The organism is Microbacterium sp. NPDC089698, from assembly GCF_044749045.1.
Lineage (GTDB): Bacteria > Actinomycetota > Actinomycetes > Actinomycetales > Microbacteriaceae > Microbacterium.
In genome coordinates this window covers 1037052-1061598 of record NZ_JBIVHE010000001.1, presented here as the reverse complement: position 1 = coordinate 1061598, position 24547 = coordinate 1037052, and the positions used below count along the sequence as shown (strand labels likewise).

General features: G+C 69.0%; 22 protein-coding genes. 11 read left to right on the top strand and 11 right to left on the bottom strand.

What is annotated here, in order from left to right:
• Positions 1–28 precede the first annotated feature (28 nt).
• Positions 29–964, bottom strand: coding sequence for an NAD-dependent epimerase/dehydratase family protein (locus tag ACIPY5_RS05025; RefSeq protein ID WP_400967410.1), 936 nt, complete (start codon positions 962–964; stop codon positions 29–31).
• On the bottom strand, positions 961–1953 hold the full coding sequence (locus ACIPY5_RS05020) for a GDP-mannose 4,6-dehydratase (protein ID WP_309357127.1): 993 nt from the start codon (positions 1951–1953) through the stop codon (positions 961–963). The genes ACIPY5_RS05025 and ACIPY5_RS05020 overlap by 4 nt, the downstream gene beginning before the upstream one ends.
• A gap of 198 nt (positions 1954–2151) precedes the next feature.
• On the opposite strand from ACIPY5_RS05020, the gene ACIPY5_RS05015 reads away from it, so the two are divergent.
• The 3 genes from ACIPY5_RS05015 to ACIPY5_RS05005 are packed head-to-tail and all read left to right on the top strand — an operon-like array spanning position 2152 to position 4512.
• On the top strand, positions 2152–2889 hold the full coding sequence (locus tag ACIPY5_RS05015) for a glycosyltransferase family 2 protein (RefSeq protein ID WP_309357129.1): 738 nt from the start codon (positions 2152–2154) through the stop codon (positions 2887–2889).
• Positions 2886–3284 carry a DUF2304 domain-containing protein gene (locus tag ACIPY5_RS05010; protein ID WP_309357130.1) on the top strand — a complete coding sequence of 133 codons (399 nt, stop codon included), beginning with the start codon at positions 2886–2888 and terminating at the stop codon, positions 3282–3284. Before ACIPY5_RS05015 ends, ACIPY5_RS05010 begins: the two co-directional genes overlap by 4 nt.
• The gene (locus ACIPY5_RS05005) at positions 3277–4512 is read left to right on the top strand and encodes a hypothetical protein (RefSeq protein ID WP_400967405.1); all 1236 of its coding nucleotides are present in this window, start codon (positions 3277–3279) and stop codon (positions 4510–4512) included. Before ACIPY5_RS05010 ends, ACIPY5_RS05005 begins: the two co-directional genes overlap by 8 nt.
• 52 nt (positions 4513–4564) lie before the next feature.
• On the opposite strand, the gene ACIPY5_RS05000 is transcribed toward ACIPY5_RS05005, so the two are convergent.
• From ACIPY5_RS05000 to ACIPY5_RS04985, 4 genes are all read right to left on the bottom strand, one after another.
• Positions 4565–5671, bottom strand: a complete 1107-nt coding sequence (locus ACIPY5_RS05000) for a glycosyltransferase family 1 protein (RefSeq protein ID WP_309357133.1) — start codon at positions 5669–5671, stop codon at positions 4565–4567.
• 11 nt (positions 5672–5682) lie between these two features.
• The gene (locus ACIPY5_RS04995; protein ID WP_309357134.1) at positions 5683–6786 is read right to left on the bottom strand and encodes an acyltransferase; all 1104 of its coding nucleotides are present in this window, start codon (positions 6784–6786) and stop codon (positions 5683–5685) included.
• Positions 6783–7919 carry an NAD-dependent epimerase/dehydratase family protein gene (locus ACIPY5_RS04990; RefSeq protein WP_400967400.1) on the bottom strand — a complete coding sequence of 379 codons (1137 nt, stop codon included), beginning with the start codon at positions 7917–7919 and terminating at the stop codon, positions 6783–6785. The genes ACIPY5_RS04995 and ACIPY5_RS04990 overlap by 4 nt, the downstream gene beginning before the upstream one ends.
• A gap of 63 nt (positions 7920–7982) precedes the next feature.
• Positions 7983–8873 (bottom strand): glycosyltransferase, encoded by an 891-nt coding sequence (locus tag ACIPY5_RS04985; protein ID WP_309357137.1) that lies wholly within the window; start codon positions 8871–8873, stop codon positions 7983–7985.
• Positions 8874–9125: 252 nt separating this feature from the next.
• Here ACIPY5_RS04985 and glf point away from each other — a divergent pair, with 252 nt between their 5' ends.
• The 4 genes from glf to ACIPY5_RS04965 are packed head-to-tail and all read left to right on the top strand — an operon-like array spanning position 9126 to position 13901.
• Positions 9126–10262: a UDP-galactopyranose mutase gene (gene glf, locus ACIPY5_RS04980; protein ID WP_309357138.1), complete on the top strand. Its 1137-nt coding sequence runs from the start codon at positions 9126–9128 to the stop codon at positions 10260–10262.
• Entirely contained in the window at positions 10259–12328 is a 2070-nt protein-coding gene (locus ACIPY5_RS04975) for an acyltransferase family protein (protein ID WP_400967395.1), read from the top strand. Before glf ends, ACIPY5_RS04975 begins: the two co-directional genes overlap by 4 nt.
• A gap of 38 nt (positions 12329–12366) precedes the next feature.
• Positions 12367–13161 (top strand): ABC transporter permease, encoded by a 795-nt coding sequence (locus tag ACIPY5_RS04970; RefSeq protein ID WP_309357140.1) that lies wholly within the window; start codon positions 12367–12369, stop codon positions 13159–13161.
• Complete coding sequence (locus ACIPY5_RS04965) at positions 13161–13901, top strand: ABC transporter ATP-binding protein (RefSeq protein ID WP_400967391.1); 741 nt, start codon at positions 13161–13163, stop codon at positions 13899–13901. The genes ACIPY5_RS04970 and ACIPY5_RS04965 overlap by 1 nt, the downstream gene beginning before the upstream one ends.
• A gap of 46 nt (positions 13902–13947) precedes the next feature.
• On the opposite strand, the gene ACIPY5_RS04960 is transcribed toward ACIPY5_RS04965, so the two are convergent.
• The 4 genes from ACIPY5_RS04960 to ACIPY5_RS04945 all read right to left on the bottom strand — a co-directional run bounded on the left by ACIPY5_RS04960 (position 13948) and on the right by ACIPY5_RS04945 (position 18339).
• Complete coding sequence (locus ACIPY5_RS04960) at positions 13948–14547, bottom strand: hypothetical protein (protein ID WP_400967388.1); 600 nt, start codon at positions 14545–14547, stop codon at positions 13948–13950.
• Positions 14548–14553: 6 nt separating this feature from the next.
• Positions 14554–15528 carry a glycosyltransferase family 2 protein gene (locus ACIPY5_RS04955; RefSeq protein WP_309357143.1) on the bottom strand — a complete coding sequence of 325 codons (975 nt, stop codon included), beginning with the start codon at positions 15526–15528 and terminating at the stop codon, positions 14554–14556.
• A 112-nt stretch (positions 15529–15640) separates the two neighbouring features.
• The gene (locus ACIPY5_RS04950) at positions 15641–16936 is read right to left on the bottom strand and encodes an O-antigen ligase family protein (protein WP_400967385.1); all 1296 of its coding nucleotides are present in this window, start codon (positions 16934–16936) and stop codon (positions 15641–15643) included.
• Positions 16933–18339, bottom strand: coding sequence for an O-antigen ligase family protein (locus tag ACIPY5_RS04945; protein WP_400967382.1), 1407 nt, complete (start codon positions 18337–18339; stop codon positions 16933–16935). The genes ACIPY5_RS04950 and ACIPY5_RS04945 overlap by 4 nt, the downstream gene beginning before the upstream one ends.
• Positions 18340–18549: 210 nt before the next feature.
• Here ACIPY5_RS04945 and ACIPY5_RS04940 point away from each other — a divergent pair, with 210 nt between their 5' ends.
• The 3 genes from ACIPY5_RS04940 (at position 18550) to ACIPY5_RS04930 (ending at position 23725) form a co-directional block, all read left to right on the top strand.
• Positions 18550–18867 carry a WhiB family transcriptional regulator gene (locus tag ACIPY5_RS04940; protein ID WP_292718093.1) on the top strand — a complete coding sequence of 106 codons (318 nt, stop codon included), beginning with the start codon at positions 18550–18552 and terminating at the stop codon, positions 18865–18867.
• A 155-nt stretch (positions 18868–19022) separates the two neighbouring features.
• On the top strand, positions 19023–22328 hold the full coding sequence (locus ACIPY5_RS04935; RefSeq protein WP_400967378.1) for a glycosyl transferase: 3306 nt from the start codon (positions 19023–19025) through the stop codon (positions 22326–22328).
• Positions 22325–23725, top strand: a complete 1401-nt coding sequence (locus ACIPY5_RS04930; protein ID WP_400967376.1) for a DUF5719 family protein — start codon at positions 22325–22327, stop codon at positions 23723–23725. The genes ACIPY5_RS04935 and ACIPY5_RS04930 overlap by 4 nt, the downstream gene beginning before the upstream one ends.
• Before the next feature lie 36 nt (positions 23726–23761).
• Here ACIPY5_RS04930 and ACIPY5_RS04925 read toward each other — a convergent pair whose 3' ends face one another.
• Complete coding sequence (locus ACIPY5_RS04925; protein WP_400967373.1) at positions 23762–24205, bottom strand: hypothetical protein; 444 nt, start codon at positions 24203–24205, stop codon at positions 23762–23764.
• 106 nt (positions 24206–24311) lie between these two features.
• Here ACIPY5_RS04925 and ACIPY5_RS04920 point away from each other — a divergent pair, with 106 nt between their 5' ends.
• Positions 24312–24518, top strand: coding sequence for a DUF3499 family protein (locus tag ACIPY5_RS04920; RefSeq protein ID WP_309357151.1), 207 nt, complete (start codon positions 24312–24314; stop codon positions 24516–24518).
• The last annotated feature ends 29 nt before the right edge of the window (positions 24519–24547 follow it).

Here is a 24547-nt window from a genome sequence, read left to right as displayed (position 1 = left end):
CGAGTCGCGAGCGGCGCTGGAGAGAGCGTCAGGCGGACTCGGTGTCCAGGCCCTTCACGAAGTCGGCAATGGCGGTCAGCGGTGTCCGCCGGGGTGACCATCCCAGCTCGTCGTGCAGACGTCGGCTGGAGCCGATGACCTCGGGAAGATCAGTGGGACGCCACCGATCCGGATCCGCCACGAGGGACGGGATGTCGCGGCCCATCGTTTCGCACAAGAGCGCGAGGATCTCCGCTCCCGACAGGGAGCGCCCAGTGCTGACGTTGTAGGTGGTGTTTCGCAGAGTGGTGGCGTCGATGAGATCGAGATAGGCGTGGGCGATATCCCGCACATCCGTGTAGTCGCGCCTGGTGGTGAGGTTTCCGACGGCCAGAGGCGCGTCGGCGGGAAGCGCATCCAGCGCTGCGCGGAGGTCGGGGACGAGAAATCCCGGCGCCTGACCAGGACCGATGTGGTTGAAGGGCCTTGCGACGATGGCGTCGACGCCGCGCCGACGGTAGTAGTCGGCCTGCTGCTCGACGAGGATCTTGCTGACCGCGTACGGCGAACTCGCGGCGAGAGGGGAGTCCTCGGTGAGCGGCACGGCACCGCCTCCGGCGTACACGCCACCGGTGCTGACGACCACGACGCGGCCCCGGATCGCGCCGGCGATCGCGGCTTCCCCGACGGCGGTCATCATGGCGCTGTTCGCGGTGATGTAGCGCTGCGGATGCGCAAAGGAGGGACCGACGGCGGCGAGCCCCGCAAGATGGATCGCGGTATCGGCCGTCAGACCGTCAGGCCAGTCCTCTCGCAGATCGGCGATGTGCCAGGACGTCAGACGCTCCCGTCCGGGCCACGACACGTCGGCGTGCATCACCGCGTGGACATCGTAGCCGCGATCGAGCGCGTCCGCGATGACGTGCCGTCCGACGAAACCCGAAGCGCCGGTGACGACGATCGAACGCTTCTGAAACGTCGTCATCGGGCGTGGACGGCCTCGAGCGCGAGGTCGTTCCTCACCATAAGGGAGACCAACCCCTCGAATGACGTCTCACGGCGCCAGCCGAGCACCCGCTCGGCCTTCTCCGGGTTGCCAAGCAGGATGTCGACCTCCGCAGGGCGCATGAAGGCCGGGTCCTGCACGACGTACGGGCGCCAGTCGTCGATCCCGACCTCGGCGAATGCGCCAGTGAGGAAGTCCTCGATCGAATGGGTCTCACCGGTCGCGAGCACGAAGTCGTCAGGTTCGTCGTGCTGCAGCATCTGCCACATACCGCGGACGTAGTCGCCGGCATATCCCCAGTCGCGCTTCGGATACAGGTCACCGAGAACGATCTTGTTCTGCAGCCCGAGCTTGATCCGGGCCACAGCCTGAGTGATCTTGCGAGTGACGAACTCGGGGCCTCGATGCTCTCCCTCATGGTTGAAGAGGATGCCGCAGGAGACGAACATGCCGTAGCTCTCCCGGTAGTTCCGCGCGATCCAATGACCGTACAGCTTGGCCACACCGTACGGGCTGCGCGGGTGGAACAGGGAGTTCTCGTCGTAGCCGCTGCCGGGGCGGTTATAGTCGAGGCCGCCGAACATCTCCGACGTCGAGGCCTGGTAGACGCGCGTGGTCTCGGCGCGCCCCGTGACGCGCACCGCCTCCAGGATGTTCAGGACACCCTTGCCCGTGACATCGGCGGTGAGGGAGGGGTTCTTGAACGAATAGCCGACGTGGCTGATGGCTCCGAGGTTGTACAGCTCCGTCGGGTCCGAGTCCTCGACGGCCCGCACAAGTGCGGCGGGATCGGTGAGGTCTCCCTCGAGCAGACGGACTGCGGGGAAGGCGGCCTCGAACGCCGTGCGCTTCGGATTGTTCTGACCGCGGATGAGGCCGTAGACCGTGTACCCGTTCTTGAGGAGCTGCTCGGCGAGATGATGCCCGTCCTGGCCAGTAATCCCTGTCACCAATGCGCGCTTGCTCACGACTGCTTCTCCTCCGGGGTGATCCTGTGCGATGCGGGCGCAGTCGCCGACACGAGGCGTGTCGGGATCGCTCGACGCGCCCCACACACTACCAGCGGCGATTCCCTCGGATGCTGAGCCGGATCGGTGTCGGAACACGGTGGCGGCCCTGACGCTCGGCTCGGCCCGGGGAATCTGCCTCGATAGACTGGCGACACTATGACGCAGACTCCTGACACCGTTCTGGTGATCGTGCCGGCCTGGAACGAGGAGCGCAACGTCGGCAACACGGTGCGCGAGATCCTCGCCACCGGACGTGACTATCACGTCGCGGTGATCGACGACGGCTCGGTCGATGCCACCTCCCGCGTCGCCAGGGATGCGGGAGCCAAGGTCCTCACCTTGCCCTTCAACCTGGGTGTCGGGGGAGCCATGCGCACCGGATTCACGTACGCACAGCGCAAGGGCTATCGGCGAGCGATCCAGGTCGATGCCGACGGACAGCATAATCCTGCAGACATCGAGCGAGTACTCGAGGGCCTCGCGGATGCGGACATCTCGATCGGAGCGCGATTCAGCGAGGTAGGGGACTACAAGGTCCGCGGACCCCGGCGATGGGCGATGGTCGTGCTCGCGGGGATCGTCTCGCGCGTCGCGCACACACGGCTCACCGACGTCACGAGCGGATTCCGGGCCGCGAACTCGCGGGCGATCGACCAGTATGTGCGCTACTACCCGGCCGAATATCTGGGGGACACCCTGGACTCCCTCGTCGTCGCGTGCCATGCCGGTCTTACGGTGACGCAGGTTCCTGTCGCAATGCGACCCCGTGTGCATGGCACGCCGAGCCAGGGGCCGATCGGCTCGACGATCTATCTCGCCCGATCCGTACTCGCCCTGGGACTCGCGCTGCTGCGACGTCCTCGCCCGCCCCGCCGTGCGGAGGAGACAGCATGATCGCCATCACCGGAGTCGTCCTGGCGCTCGCGATGCTCGTGATCGTCACGACGTTGCTGCTGACCCGACGCCTACGGGAGAAGTACGCGGCGCTGTGGATCATCATCGGCCTAGGGATGTTGATCCTGGGGGCCTTCCCTGGTCTCCTTTTGGGGCTCACATCGGCATTCGGTGTGGTCCTGCCGGCGAACCTGCTTTTCGCCATGGCAATCCTTCTGCTTCTTGGCGTTGCGCTCCACCTGTCGTGGGAGCTCTCCCAGGCTGAGGATGAGATACGTCGCGCGGCGGAGGAGCTCGCGATCCTGCGCGCCGACCACGACGGCCTTGCCGGTCGCATCGAGGCGCTGGAGTCCGGCGAAAGCAAGTCCCCGGGTGTCTCGTCCGGCGATGACTGACCAGGCACGGCCCGTCGGCGGCCTGAGGACGGTCCTGCTCGCGACCGTCCTCGCCGGCGGGATCGGATACCTCATCCAGGCCGTCGTCCCGCCTCTGCTGGCAAAGGGCGACTACCTCGCTTTCACGACCTTCTGGTCTGCGACCTACCTCATCGTGTCGTGTCTCGCAGGGGTGCAGCAGGAACTCACCCGTGCTTCGCGCTCGGGGCCGGACGGCAGCGGCTATCGCTTGTGGCGTGTGTTCGCCGTGGCCGTCGCGCTCATCGCCGCGGTGGCCGTCGCCGCGATCTTCACCGTGATCGGGCCTCGGATCTTCCCGTCCGACACCGTCTCGCTGGTGCTCGCCATTTCGGTCGCCGCCTTCGGATACAGTCTGATCGCGGCAGTGAGCGGGGCCCTGTACGGAATTCAGGACTGGCGAGGTGTGGGCGGCATGACCATCTCTGACTCGGTGATCCGGGCGGTAACCCTCGCGCTGGCCGTTCTGCTGGGCGGGAGCGCCACTCTGATGGGGTGGGCTGTCGCGGTGCCCTTCCTTATCGCCGTGCTTCTGATCTGGGTATGGCGTGGCAAGGGGATCTCCCGTCATCTTCAGCTCGATGTGGGAATGGCCCGGCTGTTCCGAAACACTTCCGCGACGCTCCTCGCATCACTGGCGACCGGCGCTCTGATCAGCGGTCTGCCCCTGCTGCTGCGCGTGCTCGCACCGGATGCCGGGGAGGGCCTGCTTGCTTCGCTGGTCCTGGTCATCTCACTCACGCGTGCTCCGCTGGTCGTGCCGCTCGTCGCTCTGCAGGGCTATCTGCTCGTGCACTTCAGGGAGAGTCGGCGTCACGCCGCGGTCGTCCTGCGCTGGATCGGTGCCCTGCTTGTCGCGGTCGCCGTGCTGTCCGCGCTCTCCGCGTGGTTGGGACCGCTCATCCTGCACGCCATCTACCCCGGATTCGATCCTCTCCCCGGGACGGTCTTCGCCGCGATCGTCGCCAGCGCGGGGCTCACCGGAGTGCTCTGCGTCACGGGCCCCGCGTTGCTCGCCGCGAGCAGACATCGCTGGTATGTCGCGGGCTGGATGCTCAGCGCGCTCGGCACGGTCGTCCTCTTGTCCATCCCGGGCGACGCGCTGGCGCGCATCCTGATCGCGCTGGTCTTCGCCCCGGTGGCGGGGGCTGTGGTGCACACGATAGGCCTCGCGCGCACGAAGACCACCGCGCCGAGCCACGTCGACTGAGGCACGGAGACTCGGTTGCGACCGACCCGGGGGTTTCCGTGCGAGGCGTTCTCTAGGTACGCGAGAAATCGCGCAGTGCGGCTTCGAAGACGGCACGCGTCTCGCGCGCCGTGCGCTGCCAGGTGAACAGTTTCGCCTGCTCGAAGCCAGCGGCGACCATGTCGGCGACGAGCACCGGATCCGAGGAGATCCGCGCGAGCAGGTCTGCGATGGACTGATCATCCGACGGGTCGAAATAGCGTGCGGCGTCTCCGCCGACATAGCGGTGCACCTCGATGTCGCTGAGAAGCGCGGGGATCCCGGCAGCCATCGCTTCGATCGTCGGGAGCGAGAATCCTTCCGCGAATGAGGGGATCGCCAACGCGGTCGCTGTCGAATAGAGGTGCGCGATCTCGGCGTCGTTCACCCATCCTCGGAGGTCGATCCATCGTCCGACTTGGAGCTCGTCGACGAGCGGGGCCAGCGGGTCCTCTCCGCGGCCGCCCGTGATCACGATGCGCGGTCTCTCAGGTTCGGGTAAGAGCGCGACGGCGCGGATCAGGGCCCCCCAATTCTTGTGCGGCCGGCGGTTCCCCATCGCGAGGATCAGTGGTCCTTCGGTGCCGGCCAGCGTACGGTCGACGTTCTCGGGCGATTGACCGGCGAGAGGCGTGACATCGATGCGGTCGGCGGGGACGCCCAGATACTTCACGAGCTCGTTCTTCGATGTCGGGCTGATCGTGGCGATCCGGGTGGCATTGCGGGAGGTCTGCTTCTCCATCCACTTCACCGGCTCGGTGTACAGCGGCGTGGTCATCAGCTCCGGGTGGCTCCAATAGAGCATGTCATGCATCGTGACGACAGCGGGCATCTTCGTACGGCGCGGGCCGAGGGTCGCGGGGGAGTGCACGAGGTCCGCGCGTTCGCGCACCGCCGCGCGCGCCACCTGCGTGAGTTCGCCCCAGGCCCAGGCGAACCTGTTCTCGCCGCTGATCCCGGACTCCACAATCCTCCCGGGGAACCAGGACAGGTCTAGCTTCGCGCCCTCTTTCGAGATGAAGCCGACGTACTCCCAGTCGCCGGGCATGGTCCCGAGAGTGCGGTAGAGCTCCCTGGCATATGTCTCCATTCCACCTTTGGTGCCGGTGTAGGAGAGGAGATCGACGAGGACGCGGGGCATCGGAGCAAGCCTTAGGATCGGGGGTCGAGCGCGGGGAGCGGTGACCGCGAGTGCGGTGAGCGGCGCACGCGGGCCATCGCGCGACGTTCGATGAGTACCCAGCTCAGCCAGGCGAGGACGAAGGTGATGACGATCGCGACGAGATCGTAGGCAAGCAGCCCGAGTGCACCGGCGCTGACCCCGAAGCCGATGAGCGCCAGCAGCTGCTGCACGGGCCAGGCATAGATGTAGAAGCCGTAACTGACATCGTTGCGCGAGATCCATGCCGGCTGCGGCACGACCGTCGACAGCCACAGGAGGCCGTAAGCGATGAACGGAGCTCCGGCCTGGCCGCCCCAACCGGGAACGCCAACGGCGAATCCGGCCGCGACGATCAGCGACCCCGCGCCGACCCACCGGTTCACGCCCCATCGGTCGATCACGAAGTAGACTACGGCGCCGCCGAGGAAGAACGGGGCGAGCTTCAGGAAGAGGAGGAAGCTCACGTCGAGCCCCATCCGCGCGACCAGAGGCTCCAGTGCGTGCGCGGTGGTCGCGAGCACGAATGCGATGACCGCGAGCAGGGCATTGCGGCGGAACCAGGCGAGCGCGCCGAGCAACCAGACCAGGACGTAGCAGAGGAACTCGTAATAGAGAGTCCACAGAGAGCCGTTCCAGACCGAGGGGTACGGCACCGTGCTGAGGGAGCGCCCGATGCCGTACTGGTTCATGAAGAGCGTGATGTTGCTCCACACGAATTGAAGTGGAGTGACCGGCGTGGAGAGGTAGCCCCGGAGCGTGCCGTACTGGACCAGGATCGCGAGGGGCGCGAACACCACGGCGGTGACGACCAGGCAGACCAGGAATGCAGGGAAGATCCGCACGATGCGGTGAAGGAGGTAGTCGCCCGCCCTACTGCGCAGGCGCGATCGGGTGATCAGGAATCCGCTGATCACGAAGAAGCCCGCCACGGCCCATCCGCCGATGTTCTCGCCATGCAGCTGAGGGCCGACACCGTTGCCGGTCGTGTAGAACGAGTGGGCGATCAGGACCAGGCCGGCCAGGATGAGCCGGAACAGGTTCAGGCTGTTGTCACGGTACGGGAACGGCCGGCCGCGCAGGGCGGCGATGGTCACTTGAGCAGTTTCCGATCCGACATCTCCCTGAGGGAGCGCTCGTAGCCGTCCGCCTCGATCGGCTCCGTCAGCACCCACTCCGCGAACCGCTTGACGCCGTCCTCGAACGAGACGCGCGGGGCGAAACCGAGCACCTCCTGCAGCGCCGTGGTGTCGGCCACGTTGTGCCGGATGTCCCCCAAGCGGTAGTTGCCGGAGATATGGGTGGGAACCTCGGTGCCGTAGGCCTCGAACAGCGCGGCGACGACTTCGTTGACGCTGGTGGCGACCCCTGAGCCGACGTTGAAGATGCCCCCGGCGGCAGCGGGCACGGTCGCGGCAAGGAAAGTGGCCTCGACGACGTCGTCGATGTAGACGAAGTCGCGGCTCTCCTCACCGTCCTCGAAGATGTTGATCTCCTTGCCCTGGCGGATCAAGGTCGAGAAGATCGACAGGATCCCTGTGTAGGGATTCTTGAGCGACTGACCGGGACCGTAGACGTTCTGATACCGCACGGACACGGGCTCGACGTTGATAGTCGGCGCGACGGTCATGATGAGTGACTCCTGCATCTGTTTGGTGATGCCGTACACCGAGGAGGGATGGACTAGGGCCGACTCGTCGGTGGGGATGAGGCGCAGGTCGCCCTCGCCTGGGGCGTGGACGTCGAAGTCCCCGGCCGACATGTCCTCGTCGGCGCGGTGGCCGGGATATACGCGCCGGCCGTCCTCGGTCTCGTACGCCCCTTCTCCGTAAATGGATCGGGACGAGGCGATGACCAGCCGTCGCACGGAATTCGTCTCGTTCGTGAGGATGTCGAGAAGCTTCGCCGTGCCACCGACGTTGGCGTCGACGTAGCGGTCGATCTCGTACATCGACTGACCCGTCCCCGTCTCTGCGGCGAGGTGGATCACGATGGTCGCATCGACGACCGCGCGGCGCAGGTCGTCTTTCGACGTCACGGTGCCCGTGATGAGGCGGGCAACCCCGTCGAGCGACCGCAGCAGGGGCGACGTCGTCGCGGGATCCTCTCCGTGCACCTGCGGGATCAGCGAGTCGAGCACGGTGACGGTGTGACCGTCAGCCGCGAACCTCGCGGCGAGACGGGTGCCGATGAAACCGGCTCCCCCGGTGATCAGGACGTGTTCCGACATCGATTTGCTCTCCTCGGGGCGGTCAGACAATGCTCGGCGGTGTTCGACGCGTCGGCAAAGGCCTCAGCCCGCGAAGATATGTGCCAGGGTCGATTTTAGCGCAGCCCTGTTCCCGTGCCGGATGACCCCCGGCAGCTCGGTCACCGCGTGCAGGCGGGACATCAGTCGTACAGCGGCGACGCGAGCCGTGCGCGACCAGCGCTTGGTCTTGGCGAGACTCCTGGCCGTGCGGTAGTAGGTGCGCTCGTCCCGGAAGCGCCGCCCATCCATGAGCGTCTTCTGCGAGGCGCTGGAGCCGTGGCGTCGATACGAGAACGCGACTTCAGGCGTGTAGACGAGAGTGCCGCCGTCGAACGCGATGTCCATCAGCAGGGCGAGGTCCTGGATGATCGGCAGGCCCTCTCGGAAGTCGATTCGCTTCAACGTCTCCGTGCGGAAGACCAGCGAGGGCCAGTACAGCCAATCACCGCGGATGAGGGACGTCGCCATCTCTTGGCCGCTCAGGACCGCCGTCGTGCCTTTCGTCTTGGGTGCGAGCAGGCCCTGCTTGACGCGGTCGACCAGGGGAGAAACGACCGTGCCATGCTCATCGATGACGAGGACGCCGGGCTGGATCACATCCGCTTGAGGGGCGTCTGCGATCGCCTGCAGCACCACGTCGACGTAATTCGGATGCATCAGATCGTCGCATCCCAGGATTGCGATGTGCGGCGTGCTTGCGCGGCGGATGGCCTCGCGGTAGTTCTCGGTGATGCCGAGGTTCTTCTCGTTCCGCACATACGTGATGCGCTCGTCATCGATCCGGGCGAAACGCCCCGCGACGGACTCATCCGGGTAGCAGTCATCGATCACGATGAGTCGCCAGTCGCCGTTCCTCTGGGCGCGGACCGAATCGACCGTCTCGAAGAGCAGGTCGGGATCGCCCCAGAACGGGCAGAAGATCTCCAGGGTCATGAAACTTCCTTCGTCGGCGGCCGCCTGGTGGGAAGTCGGCCTGAACGGGTCTCAATGCTATCGGGAGGCGTCGCGCGCAGCCTGTACGCAGGGGGAATCGTCCGTATGACGGGGGAACCGATCCGTAGCGCGATACCGCCCCCTTGGATCCGTGGCGCAGCCCAGACACTATTGAGGGAACACCCGTAGGCTGGGAGTGTTTTGCGATCGCTCCCGATGCTCGCAGAACCGCATCGTCTAGAAGGGCAGGGGATGGATCTCCTCATCGTCGGGTCGGGTTTCTTCGGCCTCACCATCGCCGAGCGCGCCGCAGCAGCGGGACGCAAGGTCACCGTCATCGACCGTCGCCATCACATCGGCGGGAACGCGTACAGCGAGGACGAGCCGACGACGGGTATCGAGGTGCACCGGTACGGGGCGCACCTGTTCCACACGTCGAATCCGACCGTGTGGGAGTACGTGAACCGGTTCACGACCTTCACGAACTACGTGCACCGGGTGTATTCGACGCACCGTGGCGAGGTCTATCCGCTGCCGATCAACCTCGGCACGATCAACCAGTTCTTCCGCTCCGCCTACACACCCGATGAGGCGAAAGCCCTCATCGCAGGGCAGGCGGGCGAGTTCGACGCGCACCAGGCGAAGAACCTCGAGGAGCGCGGGATCGCGCTCATCGGACGCCCGCTGTTCGAGGCGTTCATCCGCGACTACACCGCCAAGCAGTGGCAGACCGACGCCAGGGAGCTCCCTGCATCGATCATCAGCCGGCTGCCGGTGCGCTACAACTACGACAACCGCTACTTCAACGACACGTGGGAGGGGCTGCCCACCGACGGATACACCGCGTGGCTGGAGCGCATGGCGGATCACCCGAACATCGACGTGAAGCTGAACGTGGACTTCTTCGACGAGACGCAGCCGCTGAGCAAGAAGGCGACCGTCGGTCAGCTGCCGATCGTGTACACCGGTCCGGTGGACCGCTACTTCGACTACGCCGAGGGCGAGCTGGGCTGGCGGACCATCGACCTCGAGCAGGAGGTCCTCGACGTGGGCGACTTCCAGGGCACGAGCGTCATGAACTATCCGGATGCGGACGTGCCGTACACGCGCATCCACGAGTTCCGGCACTTCCACCCCGAGCGGGCCGATCGGTATCCGACCGACAAGACCGTGATCATGCGGGAGTTCTCCCGGTTCGCCGAGCGGGGCGACGAGCCCTACTACCCGGTGAACACGTCGACCGACCGCGAGGGGCTGCTCGCGTACCGCGAGCTCGGCAAGGACGAGCAGGGCGTGCACTTCGGCGGGCGCCTCGGCACCTACCAGTACCTCGACATGCACATGGCCATCGGATCCGCCCTGTCGATGTGGAACAACCAGCTGGCATGACGGTCGACGCAGAATCCCGACGGGCCCACCGGGCAGCGGCGGCACGAGATCGTGCCACCGCGAGTGCGCAGGCGCCAGGCTATCGTCGCGACATCGACGGGCTCCGCGCCGTCGCGATCCTTCTCGTCGTCGTCTACCACGTATGGATCGGGCGGGTGTCCGGAGGCGTCGACGTCTTCCTGATGATCTCGGCGTTCTTCCTCACGGGGTCGTTCGTGCGCAGGATGGAGGCGGGCAAGCGGCTCGCCGTCGGTTCCTTCCTGCTGAGCCGGTTCCGCAGGCTGATGCCGGCGGCGTCCGTGGTGCTGGCGGCGACCCTGGGTGCGTGCTGGCTGCTTCTGCCTCAGACCGCATGGCCGCAGCTCTGGAAAGAGGGGTGGGCATCCCTCGGATATGTGCAGAACTGGGTGCTCGCGGCCGACGGAGTGGACTACTACGCCCACGACTCGGCCCTGGCCTCGCCGCTGCAGCACTTCTGGTCGTTGTCGGTGCAGGGGCAGGTCTTCGTGCTCTGGCCCCTGCTGTTTCTGCTCGGAGCCCTCATCGTGCGGTGGACGAAGAAGTCGCCGACGGTGGTCATGGCGTGGCTCTTCGGACTGGTCTTCGTGGGCTCGCTCGCCTTCTCCATCTGGGAGACGGCGGATCTGCAGACCTTCGCCTACTTCGACACCCGCGCGCGGCTCTGGGAGTTCGCCGCGGGTTCCCTGCTGGCGCTCGCCGTTCCCCGCCTCCGGCTGAACCGCTTCCTGCGCGCGGCGCTGGGATGGATCGGACTGGCCGGCATCGTCGTGTGCGGCATGGTCATCGACGTCCGTGGCGGATTCCCCGGGTACCTGGCCCTTTGGCCGATCGTGTCGGCGGCGCTGGTGATCGTCGCCGGAACCCGCCCCCAGGGCGAACACCCCGAACTCGGGGAATTCGGCCCTGGTCGATTCCTCGCGACCCGTCCCGTGCTGTTCCTCGGACGCGACGCCTATGCGCTGTACCTGGTGCACTGGCCCGTCCTCATCCTCTGGCTGAACGTGAGGGAGCGCCCCCAGGCTTCGTTCCTGGACGGGCTCGCCATCATTGCGATCTCCCTGGTGCTTGCACGACTGGTCACGATGTTCGTCGAGCGCCCCCTGCGTCTTGCCGGTGGACAACGCGGGTCCGTCTGGCGCAACGCAGGTGTCGTGCTCCTGTGCGCTGTTGTGGTTGCCTCCGTGCTGGTTCCTTGGCAGATACTGACGACCTCCAAGGCCGCGGCTGAGCAAGCGGCCTATGCGGACGAGTACACGGGGGCGATGGGCGGCGACACAGCCCGCGATGGCAAAGGCATCCCGGTGATCCCCATTCCCGGCGACGACGCCGGCCGCTGGGCCGAGCTCGATGAGGCATGCTCCGGTCGCTTCGCCTCGGATATCCCCGAGGTGCAGGAGAGTTGCACCCAGACCTCGAATGCCGACACCGCGAAGCATCTCGTCGTGGTGATCGGCGATTCCCACGCGAATGAGTTCGCCGGTGCGCTCCAGCCGGTCGCCAGCGAAAGGGACTGGGGCATCGTCATGCTGATGCGGCCCTGGTGCTCGCTGGACAAGCATGAGGAGGGCACGGAAGCCGACGGATACTGCGGCGGTTGGCAGCGGGCGGCTATGGACAAGCTGATCGCTATCCACCCGGATGCGATGTTCACGATCGTGACGGCAGCGGCTCCTGATAGCCCGGACGAACGCGTCCTCAATGGCATCGACGAGGTGATCGACGAGGCGACCGCCGCGGGAATCCCGATGTACGGCGTCCGGGACAACCCGCGCAGCAGCATCTACAACTACTACGAATGCGCCTACAACAAGGAACCCTGCGACTTCCCGCTCTCGGGTGCGCTGGCAGAGACGAACCCCGCAGCGCCGCTGGCCGATCGGATCGGTTTGATCGATTTCACCCCGTGGATCTGCCCGCACGGCACGTGCTACACCGAGCTCGGGCATGTGTCGGTGTATCTCGACAACAATCACCTGAGCTTCCCGTTCGTGAAGTCCCTCGCTCCTGCGCTCAGCGGGCAGCTCGGCGACTTCCTGAAGCCGTGACACAGGGATGGTCATCGCCGCCGCCTAGACTCGAAACCGTGAGTCACACGACGGCCGGCGCACCCGGAACGCCCCGGCGCTACTTCCACTCGCTGTGGCTGCTGTCCGCGCGCGACCTGCGCGTGCGCTACGCGACGAGCGTGCTGGGCTATCTCTGGTCGGTGCTGGATCCGCTCGTCATGAGCGCGATCTACTGGTTCGTGTTCACGCAGGTGTTCCACCGCGGTCAGGTGGGGGAGCAGCCGTACATCGTGTTCCTCATCGTCGCGCTGCTGCCCTGGGTGTGGTTCAACACGGCGGTGGGGGAGTTCACCCGTGCGTTCAAGAAGGATGCGCGCCTGATCCGCTCGACGGCGATCCCGCGGTCGATCTGGGTGATCCGCGTCATCCTGACCAAGGGGATGGAGTTCGCGTTCGCGATCCCCGTGCTCGTCCTCTTCGCGGTGTTCGCCGGCGCGAAGCCGAACTGGTCGCTGCTGCTGTTCCCCGTCGCCATGATCTGGCAGACCGTGCTGCTGATCGGCCTCGGACTGCTCGTCGCGCCGCTGTGCGTGCTCTGGGCGGACCTGGAGCGCACGACCGCGCTGATCCTGCGCGCGCTGTTCTACGTGTCTCCCATCATCTACGGCTTCAAGGACCTGCCGCACCAGTTGCACATCATCGGTGCGCTGAACCCGCTGTCGGGGATCTTCACGCTCTACCGCGTCGGGCTGTTCCCGGGGCAGTGGCAGCCGGAGCCCGTCATCATCGGCGCCATCGTGACGGTGATCTTCCTCGTCCTCGGACTGTTCACCTTCCGCTCGCTCGAGCGCGACGTGCTGAAGGAGCTGTGATGACCGAGCAGCAGTCCGCGATCGAGGTCGACGGTCTCGGCGTCCGATTCCGGCTCGGCCGGCGCGGCCGGCGCAGTTTCAAGGATCTGTTCGCGGGCAAGAAGCGGCGCAACCGCCCCGGCGAGTTCTGGGCGCTGCGCGATGTCTCCTTCCGCGTGCGACAGGGCGAGGCGATCGGCGTGGTGGGCCGGAACGGCCAGGGAAAGTCGACGCTCCTGAAGCTCGTCGCCGGCGTCCTCCTCGCGGATGAGGGGCAGGTGCGCGTGCACGGCGGCGTGGCGCCGCTGATCGAGCTCACGGGCGGTTTCGTGGGAGACCTCACCGTGCGTGAGAACGTGCGACTGACCGCGGGCCTGCACGGGATGGGCCGCGCCGAGGTCACCGCGCGCTATGACGACATCATCGACTTCGCCGAACTGGAGAAGTTCCAGGACACCCCCTACAAGCACCTCTCGAACGGCATGAAGGTGCGCCTGGCGTTCTCCGTCGTGTCCCAGCTCGAGGAGCCGATCCTGCTCGTCGACGAGGTGCTCGCGGTGGGGGACAAGGCGTTCCGGGACAAGTGCTATCAGCGCATCGACGAGCTCCTCGCCGAAGGTCGCACGCTGTTCTTCGTCTCACACAACGAGAAGGACCTGCGCCGGTTCTGCACGCGCGGCCTGTACCTGAACAAGGGCGGGCTCGTGCTGGACGCGCCGATCGACGAGGTGCTCGACCGCTACAACGGCGACAACTCCTGACCTCGGTCCCGACCGCGGTCGGGACCGAGCACGGCCTTGCGTCCGATCAGAGTCCGACGAGCGAACGCAGCTGGCCGAGTGCGGCCTTGGTGTCGCCGAGCGCGCCGGACGGGTCGGAGCCGCCGGAATACGCCGAGCGCAGCGACTGCAGCTTGGCGGCGTAGGCGTTCACCGCCTCACCCCACTGCGTCGCGATCGAGCCCGGAGCGGGCTGGCTCGCCAGGTTCTGCGCGTCGTTCTGCAGCGAGTCGACGACCTGCACCGCGGCGTCGCCGCTCTGGCCCTGCACCAGCTCGAGGCCGGTGGACGCGTCGTCCAGCCGGGGCTGCACCTGTCCTCGGAACGCGTCGATGGAGGGATCCGGGACCGGGGGCGGCGTCGTCACCGGCGCCGTCGGGAGGTCGGTCGGAACAGCCGTCGACGAGGGCGAGGGCGAAGCAGTGGGCTTCGGGGTCGCCGTCTTCGACGCCGTCGGGCTCGCGCTCGGGGTCGGGACGCCGTCGCCGCGGGGGATCAGGAACAGGACGACGACGGCCGCGACCACGAGCGCCGCCACCACCAGCCCGATGATGAGGGCGATGCGGCCGCCGCGCTTCTTCGGCTCGTCGGGGAAGACCCAGACGGCCTCCGGCTTCTGATCGCTCATGAGTCCTCAGTCCTCCAGGGCGGGCATCGGGCGCCAGCTGCGATCGCGGCCGATCCGGCCGCCGTCGCGCAGTCCGCGGAACAGATTGCTCGTGCCGCGCACGGTCCGCTCGACGAACACCAGGCGGATGAGCTCCTTGGCGAAGGTCATCGCGGTGCCGAGGCCGAACAGCGCCGGGTTGTAGACGTGGTGCACGCGGTAGTACTGCTTCAGGTAGGCGCGGTTGCGCATGATGTAGTACCGGTAGGCGTTGCTCGACGCGTTCATGTGGCGGATGCCCATGTCCCACTGCTTGATCTCGCGCGTGCGTCGCAGCACGAATTCGTCGACGATGACGGCCTGGGTGCGCCGGGAGGCGAGCCAGCCGTACATCTGGTCGTCCCAGTAGATGAAGAACCGCGGGTCCGGGAGACCGATCTCCTTGACGATCGAGCGGTGGATGAACATGCCCTCGAAGCAGCCGCTGTTCATCGGCTTGAACCCGGTGGCGTCGAAGCCGGCCGGGGCGAACGGGATCGGGATGCCCATGCGCTCGGCGATCCGGTACTGCCAGTAGAAGGCGCTGCCGTCGTAGTCGTAGCGGCGGCCCTGGATGCTCTTGAACCGCGGCGCCCACGCGCCCATGCGGGCCAGGCCGTCGGGCAGCACCTCGACGTCGTCGTCCATCATCCAGATCCACTCGGATCCGAGCTCGTACGCGGTGCGCATGCCCTCGCTGAAGCCGCCGGATCCGCCCGTGTTGGTCTCCAGCCGCCGGTACACGATCTCCGTGCCGATCCGGGAGCGGTAGGAGTCGACGACGTCCGTGGTGTCGTCCGAGGACGCGTTGTCGATGATGACGACACGTCCCGGCTTCGGGTCCATCTGCACGATGCTGTCCAGCAGGCCCTGCAGCAGATGCGAGCGGTTGTAGGTGACGACGACGATCGTCGCGGTGGCCGGGTCGAAGCCGGCGGCGCCGTTCTGGCGGTCAGGGGTCACGGATGTCGCTCCAGAGAGGGTGAAGGGGAGGCCTTCAGCCTACCCGCGGAAGCCCGTGCAACCCTGCGAACGCGTGCGCGCGCCTCGCAGCCCGCTCGCGGCGGGGCGGAGGTCAGCGGTCCGGCAGCGGCGTCGAGCTGGTCTGCACGGCGTCGATGTTCTCCCGCCAGGACCGGGACTGGCCGGCGCGCAGGGCGCACAGCACGAGCAGGAACCAGCCGGCGTTGACGAGCGTGAAGCTCTCGAACATCGAATCGACCGCGAGGGTGACGAGCACGAGGGGCGTCCAGGCGTACACGACCGAGCGGCGCACGCTCGCCACCAGCCAGGAGCGCACGAGGGCGACGCCGCCGAGCAGGCAGAACAGCAGGAGGCCTCCCGCGCCGACCTGGAGCAGGGTGTCGAAGAACGCGTTGAGCGCACTGCCGTGGTGGTCGTTGGTGAAGTAGTTGATCGAGTTGAACGGGTAGAGCGCGTCGCTCCAGAGGCCGAACCAGCCCCATCCCTGTACGGGGCGCTGCTGCACGTAGGTGAGGAGGTTGCTCCACAGTTCGACCCGGATGTTGAAGTCGCTGCCCGCGTCGAGCAGGGCGATCACCCGGCTGCGGAAGATCGCGATCGCGATGAGCACCGCGAGGACGACCCCGCCGATCGCCCATTGCAGCGGGCGCCTGCGGGCGGCGGGCGCCTGGCGCACGATCACCAGCGCGACGCTCGCCGCGCCCACGGCCGCCGCGAGCACGAGCACGGTGGGGGAGGCGGAGAAGAGCGCCAGGAAGCCCGCGACCACGACCGACGGGATCGCGACCGCCGCCGAGAGCGATTGCGCGCGCCACTCGACGACGAAGGTGATGACGGCGATGACCGCCACGAATCCGAGCATGTTGCGCGTCCCGAAGAGACCCTGGATCGGACCTCCGGCGGCGAGCTCGCCCTGGATGCCGAGGAAGTGGAACGGCATGTCCAGCAGGATCCCGCTCATGATCTCGGCGATCAGCGATGCGCCGAGCAGGATGCGCAGCGCGTCCCCCAGCGCCCGCACGGTCTGCAGGGTGTCTCTGATGTGCCCGACGACGACCGCGATCACCGCGTATCCGGCGAGGGCGGCCCACGCCTTCAGAGAGGCGGCGGACGCGGTCGACCAGACCGTGCTCGCGAGCGTCCAGGCGAGGAACGCGAGCAGCGTCGACGGCGCGAGCCGGAGCGGGCTGAGCTCCTCGCGACGCACCCAGAGGATCCCGACCCCGATCACGCAGAGCACGGCGATGATCGTGTTGAGGGTCGCCGACGAGGTGAACGCGGCGATCGCGAACGACCCGAACACGCTCAGCAGCGCGCAGGCCGAGTAGGCGCGGGCCATCTCGACCGAGGCGAGCGTCCTCGCCAGGCGCCGGCGGGGAGTGGTCATGCCGTCCGCCGGCGCGACTGCGGCGGCGCGCCCTCGCCGGGGCCGGAGCCCACGAACGGCGAGATCTTCATCTTGAACGAGAGCAGGATCAGCAGCATCCAGCCCCACAGCATGATCGGCGTCGATTCGGCGAGCCCCAGCACGAGGAGCATCGCGACGAGCACCGTGGGCAGCAGCGAGAGCGCGGCATAGGGGCGGTCCTGCACGAGGTCCCAGCGGGGGCGGTCGACGGCGAAGAACCAGGCGCGCCACGCGAACGCGACGAAGGCGATCGCGATGAGCAGCACGCCGATGACGCCCAGCTGCAGGAACACGTCGAGCCACATATTGTGCGCCATGAACACCGTGATCCGGTGGTCGATGATCCAGTCGTGGAACGCCGGGTCCCAGGGAACCCACGGCGACGAGAATCCGTTGCCGAAGACCGGGTGCTGCACCGCCCTCGTCCAGACCTTGCGCCAGATCTCGAGGCGCCCTGTGAGGTCGGAGGACTTGCCCAGGGCGCCGAAGAGCGCGTTGCGGGCGAACCACGCGACCACCGCCCCCGCCACGGCGACCGCCGCGAACAGCGCGTACATCCGCGTGCGCCCGCGCGGTGTGCGCGTGCGGCGCATGAGGAGGGCCGCGACGAGCACGAGCGCGCCGACCGCGAACGACGCGTACGCCGTCGCGGATCCCGCCCGGAGGAAGAAGAACGCGGCGAGCACGATCCACACGAGCAGGGCGGGCCTGCGCCGCGCTCCCTGCGCGTAGAGCAGCGCGAACACGACGAGCGCGAAGGCGCAGAGGATCCCGAGCGTGTTCGAGTTGCCGACGATGCCCTGCACGCGGCCGCCGTCGAACAGGTCGCCGCGCACCCAGTACCAGTGCGGATCCGGCTTGCCCGCGGGCAGATCCGAGAAGAAGGGCAGCAGCGGGTGGCGCAGCACGAGCGCGACCCACAGCTCGAGCAGCAGCGAGAGCCCCAGGATCCACTTCAGTGCGCTCGAGAGCGCGCGCACGATCTCGTGCCAGCTCAGCGTGAAGGCGATGAACAGGGCGACGAGCGTGATCGCCGCCTGCAGGGTCCAGGTGAGCAGGGTCGCCCACGGCCATCCCGACCAGAAGACCGACAGCAGCGCCAGCGCCGTGTACCCGAGGGCCGTCCACGGCATCCGGCGCCACGGGAATCGTGCGGGCCTGGCCAGTGCGATGCGGGGGATCGCGAGCCCGAGCGTGCCGACGAGCAGCACGCCCAGCACGACGCCGGCGCCGTCCACGCCGAGCAGGTTGAAGATCGCGGTGTGCGCGAACACGCAGAAGAGCAGCAGCACGATGTGCGCCCGCAGGAAGAGATGTCCGGTGGACTCGCGCGCCGGAGCGCTCGGCGGAGGGGCCGTGGAGAGTCTGGAGTGCTGCGCCATCGGGTTCAGAGTACCGCCCGCGCCCTGTGACCTCGGGAGCGCGGCCGGGTCCCCGACACGCCGGCGCGACACGCCGGAGGCGGCGAAGAACGTTCAACGCCTGCTTGAGGGTTTACGATCCGCGACTTGACCAGGGCGAATGACACGGGTGTAATTAGTAGTGCAACGCGGCCCGCGGGGCACCCGGGGGGATACGAGGGAGAGGGCGACATGACGGCATACCGTTCAGACGTTCCCGACGACTGGTTCGTTGATCCGGTCCAGTTGGGGGTGCCGGGCGTCCGTCGCCCGACCGAGGGCGACGACAACGCACTCGCGTGGCAGAGCGACGCGCTGTGCGCGCAGACCGATCCAGAGGCCTTCTTCCCGGAGAAGGGTGGCTCGACCCGCGATGCCAAGCGCATCTGCACCTCCTGCGACGTGCGCGGCGAATGCCTCGAGTACGCGCTGAACAACGACGAGCGCTTCGGGATCTGGGGCGGTCTCTCCGAGCGCGAGCGCCGCAAGCTCAAGCGCCGCGCCGGCTGACGCACGTCCGCAGGATCGGCGACCGCACTTCGACAGGCCAGCGATGCCAGGGGAGTGCCGTCGGGTGATCCGAGCAATGCGTACGCCGGGAAAACCGGGACGCGCCCGCGTCCCAGCCCGCCTGCCGGCGATGACCCGCTTAGGCTGACCCCGTCATGTCTGCCCGAGTACACGCCGTCCTCGTCGCCCGTCCGGGTGCGACCTCCCTCGCGCGCCTGCTGCGCGCCCTCGATGCGCTCGCCGCGCAGACGCGCCGGCCGGATGCGCTGACGATCGTCGCGTGCGGTTCCTCGAGCGCGCTCCGGGCCAGCGCCCGCGTCGCCGAGGCCGCGGAAGCGGTGATCGAGACCAGGGCCTCCACGACGCTCGCCGCGGCGGTCGCCCTCGCACTCCCGCGCATCGCCGACGACGCGGCGCTGTGGATCCTCACGGAGGACTGCGCGCCCGCTCCCGCCGCTCTCGCGCAGCTCGCCGGGGCCCTCGAGCGTTCACCCGCGGCGTCGATCGCCGCGCCCAAGCTGATCAGCGCCCTCGACGAGCACCGCCTCGTGTCGTTCGGGCAGAGCATGACCCGTCTCGGCCGCGCCGTCGACCCCGCCCGCGGGGAGCTCGACCAGGGCCAGCACGACGGGATGGACGACGCGCTCGGCGCCGATGCGCGCGGTCTGCTCCTGCGCGCCGGCCGCGGACTGCGCCCCGATGCCGGTCTGGGCGGACGCGATGAGGGGCTCGACCTCGGCATCCGCGCGCGCCTCGCCGGCGGACGCCTCGTGCTCGCCGCCGGCGCGCGGATCGTCGTCGACGACGGCGCAGAGGCGGAGGGCACCGCCGCGGACGCCTTCGCCCGGCGCCGCGCGCAGCTGCACCGGCGCCTGAGCTACGCTCCCGCCGCCGTGGTGCCGTTGCACTGGCTCTCCCTGCTGCCGCTCGCGCTCTGGCGCTCGATCACGCATCTGACCGGCAAGCGCCCCGCGGCCGTGCTTCCGGAGTGGGGCGCGGCCGGCGTCGCCATGGTCTCGGGATCCGCCGTCGCGCGCTCCCGCCGGGCGATCCACGCCGACCGCAGCGCGAGCTGGGCCAGCATCGCGCCGCTCCGGGTCACCCGCGCGCAGCTCCGCCAGCGCCTCGACGACGGCCACGGCACCGAGGCCGGCGTGCACGAGGACCTCGGATTCTTCTCCGGCGGCGGCGCCTGGGCCGTGCTCGCCGCACTGGTGGCGGGCGTCGCCCTGTTCGCCTCGCTGCTGGCCTGGCCCGCGCTCGGCGGTGGCGCGCTGCTGCCGCTGCGGGAGACCGTCGCAGCACTGTGGCGCGATGCCGCCTACGGACAGCGCGGCTTCGGGGTCGGCGTCGCAGGACCCGCGGATCCGTTCTCGGGCGTGCTGGCCCTGCTCGGCTCGCTCTGGCCGGGATCGCCGTCCTACGCGCTGCTGCTGCTCTGGGTCGCGGCTCTGCCGCTCGCCCTCCTCGGCGGCTGGTTCGCCGCCACCCGTATCACCGACAAGCCGGGACTGCGCATCCTCGCCGGTGTGATCTGGGCGCTCGCGCCCACCTTCCTGATCGGTCTCGCCGAGGGCCGCCCCGCTGCGGTGCTGCTGCACCTGCTGCTGCCGTGGGTGTTCCACACGGCGCTCGTCGCCCAGCGCTCCTGGGGTGCAGCAGGGGCGGCTTCTCTGCTGACCGCCGCCGCGCTGGCCTGCGCGCCCTCGCTCGCCCCCGCATTCGTGCTGCTCTGGCTCATCGCCATCGTGTGGCTGCTCGCGCGCCGCTCGGTGCGCGGCGCCGTGCGCATGGTCTGGGTGCTGGTGCCCGCGGTCGTCGTGTTCGCCCCGCTCGCGATCTGGCACGCCGCGCACGGAACCCTGTGGGCACTGCTGTCGGATCCCGGCGCGATCGTCGTCGCGCCGCAGGCGGCCGCGGATGCGGCAGGACGCCTGTCGCTGCTCGCCGGCCTGCCGACCATGGACCAGGCCGGCTGGCCCGGTCTCCTGGGCACGAAGGACGCCTCCTGGGTGCTCTGGCTGGCCTCCCCGCTCGCTCTGCTCGCCCTGGTCTCCACGATCACGCGCCGCTGGATCGTCGGGATCGGATCCCTCCTCGTCGCCGCCTCCGGCCTCGCCACCGCGCTCGCCGCGGTCGGTGTCACGGTCGCGTTCGCCCAGTCGCAGGCCGTGCCGCTCTGGCCCGGCACCGGGCTGAGCCTCGCCTGGATCGGCGTGCTGGGCGGAGCGCTCGTGACCCTGGACTGCGCGATCACCCGCCCGGCCCTGCGCGGCGCGGCTGCGCTCATCGCCGCCGCCGGCGTCGTGGTGTGCGCGGTGCCGACCGCCGTGTCCTTCGTCGCGGGGACCGCGACCATCCAGCGAGGCGACCTGACCACGCTGCCCGCCTACGTGAGCGCGCAGGCCCGCGCCGATCGCGAGCTCGGCACCCTCGTGCTCAGCGCACAGCCGGACGGCGCGCTCGCCAGCACGGTCGTCTGGGGGGCGAGCGCCACGCTCGGCGCGCAGTCCACGATCATCAACACCGCGACCTCCGTGCCGGGCAAGGACTACTCCGAGCTGACGGTCGACCTCGTCTCCGCGCGACAGTTCGACGCGCCGAAGGCGCTCGGCGCGCTCGGCGTGCGCTTCGTCCTGCTGCAGGCGGGATCCGATAAGGAGACCTCGGCGGAGCGCGCGCTGCGACTGCAGTCCGCGACCGCCCTGGACCAGCGTGCAGGGTTCGTGCGCGTCGGCGAGACGGCCCGCGGCGTGCTGTGGCGCATGGACGCGGAGCCGGCGGCCCGCGAAGGGCTCAGCGTCGGACAGCGCGCCACGGCGCAGTTGGTGGTGACGATCGAGCTGATCGTGCTGCTTGCCGCCCTCCTGCTCTCGATTCCGACCCGGGCGTCGCGCCGGGCCGCTCGTGCGGTCCCCCGCGCGGTCGGCGTGCTGCCGGAGCGGGCCCCGCGGCCGGTCAAGCCCGCACGCGAGCGCCCCCCGCGCGCCTCGAAGAAGCGCAAGCCGGCGCCCGCATCCGTCGTGGTGCCCGCCGTCGCGGCCGCGACCGCGGATGCCGCCCCGTCCGGTGCCGGGACGGTGTCCGGCGCCGGGATCGAGGCCGAAGCTCCGGTCACCGCCGAGGCCACCGCCGAGGAGGGACGGGAGGCGGCGCCCGACACGGTTCCGGCCGAGCCCGACGCGGCTCCGGCCGAGCCCGACGCGGCCCCGGTGACGCCCGACGCGGCCCCTGCCGCGCACGAGGCGAGTGCGACGGAGACCGCGGCAGAGCCGGTCGAGGGCGAACCCGCGGACCCCGCACCCGGTCAGGACGTCGTGGACGCCGTCCCGGATCCCGCGGGCCCAGAACAGGATCGCCATGAACCCCGTCCCGATCCCGGGGACGGATCCGATCCTCAGGATCCGGGATCCGCACCCGTCGAGACCGCATCCACGCCCGCGAAGGAGGCAGACGCATGAGCAGCAGGACCTCTGTCCGTCTCGTCGCCACCGGCGCCCGGCTCACGGCCGGCATCGTGGTCTCGGCCGCCTGCGTCGCGGGCGCGGTCATCGCGGTCCCCGCGGCCTGGCCGACGATCGCGAGCGCACCGGCGCACACGACCGTGAAGCCCGTCCCGGGCGATACGCTGCTCAGCTGCGCAGGGTCCTTCCTCGCGCTCGGGCGCGACGCGACCCAGGCCTCCCAGCTCAGCGTCGCCGGCACGCCGAAGGTCGTGAGCGGCGCCGCCGATGGCGCGGATCTGACCTCGACCGAGCTCGGCATGTCGGACGTGGTCGGCACCAGTGTCGCGCCGGGGTTCACGGCCTCCCCGCGGGACAGGCAGCCTCCGCTCGTCGCCGCGGCCCAGTCCGTGACGGTCTCCGCAGACGACCTCTCCGGCTTCGCGGCATCCGCGTGCCGTCCGCCCAGCATGGAGTCCTGGATCGTGGGCGGCGCAGGGACGACCGGGTCGAGCGACATCCTGCTGATCGCGAACCCGGGGGCGGTCACGGCGACCGTGACCTTCACCGAGTACGGCTCGACGGGCGGGTCGCATTCGTCGGAGATCGTCGTGCCTGCGCGGACCCAGTCCACGGTGCCGCTCGTCGCCGGATCCGCGGGGGAGAGCAGCCCGGTCGTCAAGGTGACGTCGAGCGGCGCCCCGGTGCGCGCGGCGCTGCAGTCGAGCCTGATCCGCACCCTGGATCCGGTCGGCATCGACGTGCAGGACGCGATCGCGCAGCCGCAGAAGGACTTCTCGCTGCTGGGCGTGCGTGCCCTGGTCGGCTCGAACGACGACGACAACGCCTCCACCGCCGTGCGCCTGCTCGCTCCGGAGGCCGACGCGACCGTGACGCTGCAGCCCCGCAACGCCGCCGACGGCAGCAAGGCCGGCGATCCGAAGACGGTGAAGCTCACCGCGGGTCAGGTCGGATCCGTCAACTTCTCCGCGCTCAAGCCGGGACTGTACGCGATCGACGTGAAGGCGAGCACCCCGGTGGTCGCCGCGGCCTGGCAGACCACGGGAACCGCCAAGGGATCCGACTTCGCGTGGATGACGCCCGCCCCGGTCCTGACCGGGACCACGGCCTTCGCGGTCGCCGATGGACCGGCGCCGCAGCTGCATCTTCAGAACGCGTCGTCCCAGACCGCCACCGTCGAGCTCACGCCGATCCAGGGCGGGGCGACCCAGCGGGTCGCACTGCAGCCGGATGGTGCGGCGACGGTCGCCCTCAGCCCCTCGACGACGTACACGCTCTCGTCGCCGGGAGCCGTCCGCGCCGCGGTGGTCTATTCGGGCATCGGCCTGCTCGCGGGATACCCGGTCTGGGCGACGGACGCCGCGGCGGCCCCGATCACGGTCTACCAGCGCTGAGGGCCGGAGGGCACAGGCGCGGAAGCGCCGGACGCGTCACTCGTCGGTGTCGAAGCCGCGCGGATCCATCTCCCACGGCTCGCGTCCGATGTACTGCGCGGCGGCGCGGAACACGGCGCCCTCGATCGCGACCCGACGGTGCGACGCGTCGTCGTGACCGGGCTCGAGCAGCCGCTCGATGGGCACGCGGAACAGGACGATCCGCTGCGCCTGGGTGTCCACGAGCCAGCGCGGCAGCCCGTCCGGATCCGAGTGGGTGGGCATCGCGGCGATCTCGATGCGCACGGGGCGCAGATCCGGCCACATCGAGCGCAGCAGCTCGACGGCCGATCCGACGTGCAGGTCGAAGGAGTCGAGCCGTCCGTCGAGGGGCGGGAGCGGCGGCCGCACGACCGAGCTGCGGCCCAGGCGGCCGTGCCGACCGTGCCGGTCGCCACGACGCGGGGCGACCGCGCGGCGGGAGGGGCGGGCACGGCGCATGCCGCCAGTCTAGGCGTCACGGGGACGCTGTGCGGCGGGAGGCGGATCCGGCGGTCGTGCGCGCGGCCTCCGGCATCCGCGGAGCAGGGCGCCTAGCCTGAGAGGGATGTACGGACGACTCTGCTCCAAGGTGGGCTGCGCACGCGAGGCCGTGGCGACCCTCACCTACGACTACGGCGATCAGATGGCGGCACTCGGACCGCTCGGCGCCGAGAACGACCCGCACGCGCACGACCTGTGCGCGATCCACGCCGAGCGCCTCTCGGTGCCGTCGGGCTGGATCGTCGTCCGGCACGAGACCCTGCAGGCCTGACCCTTCGTCCCGCTGCGCTCGCTCAGGGA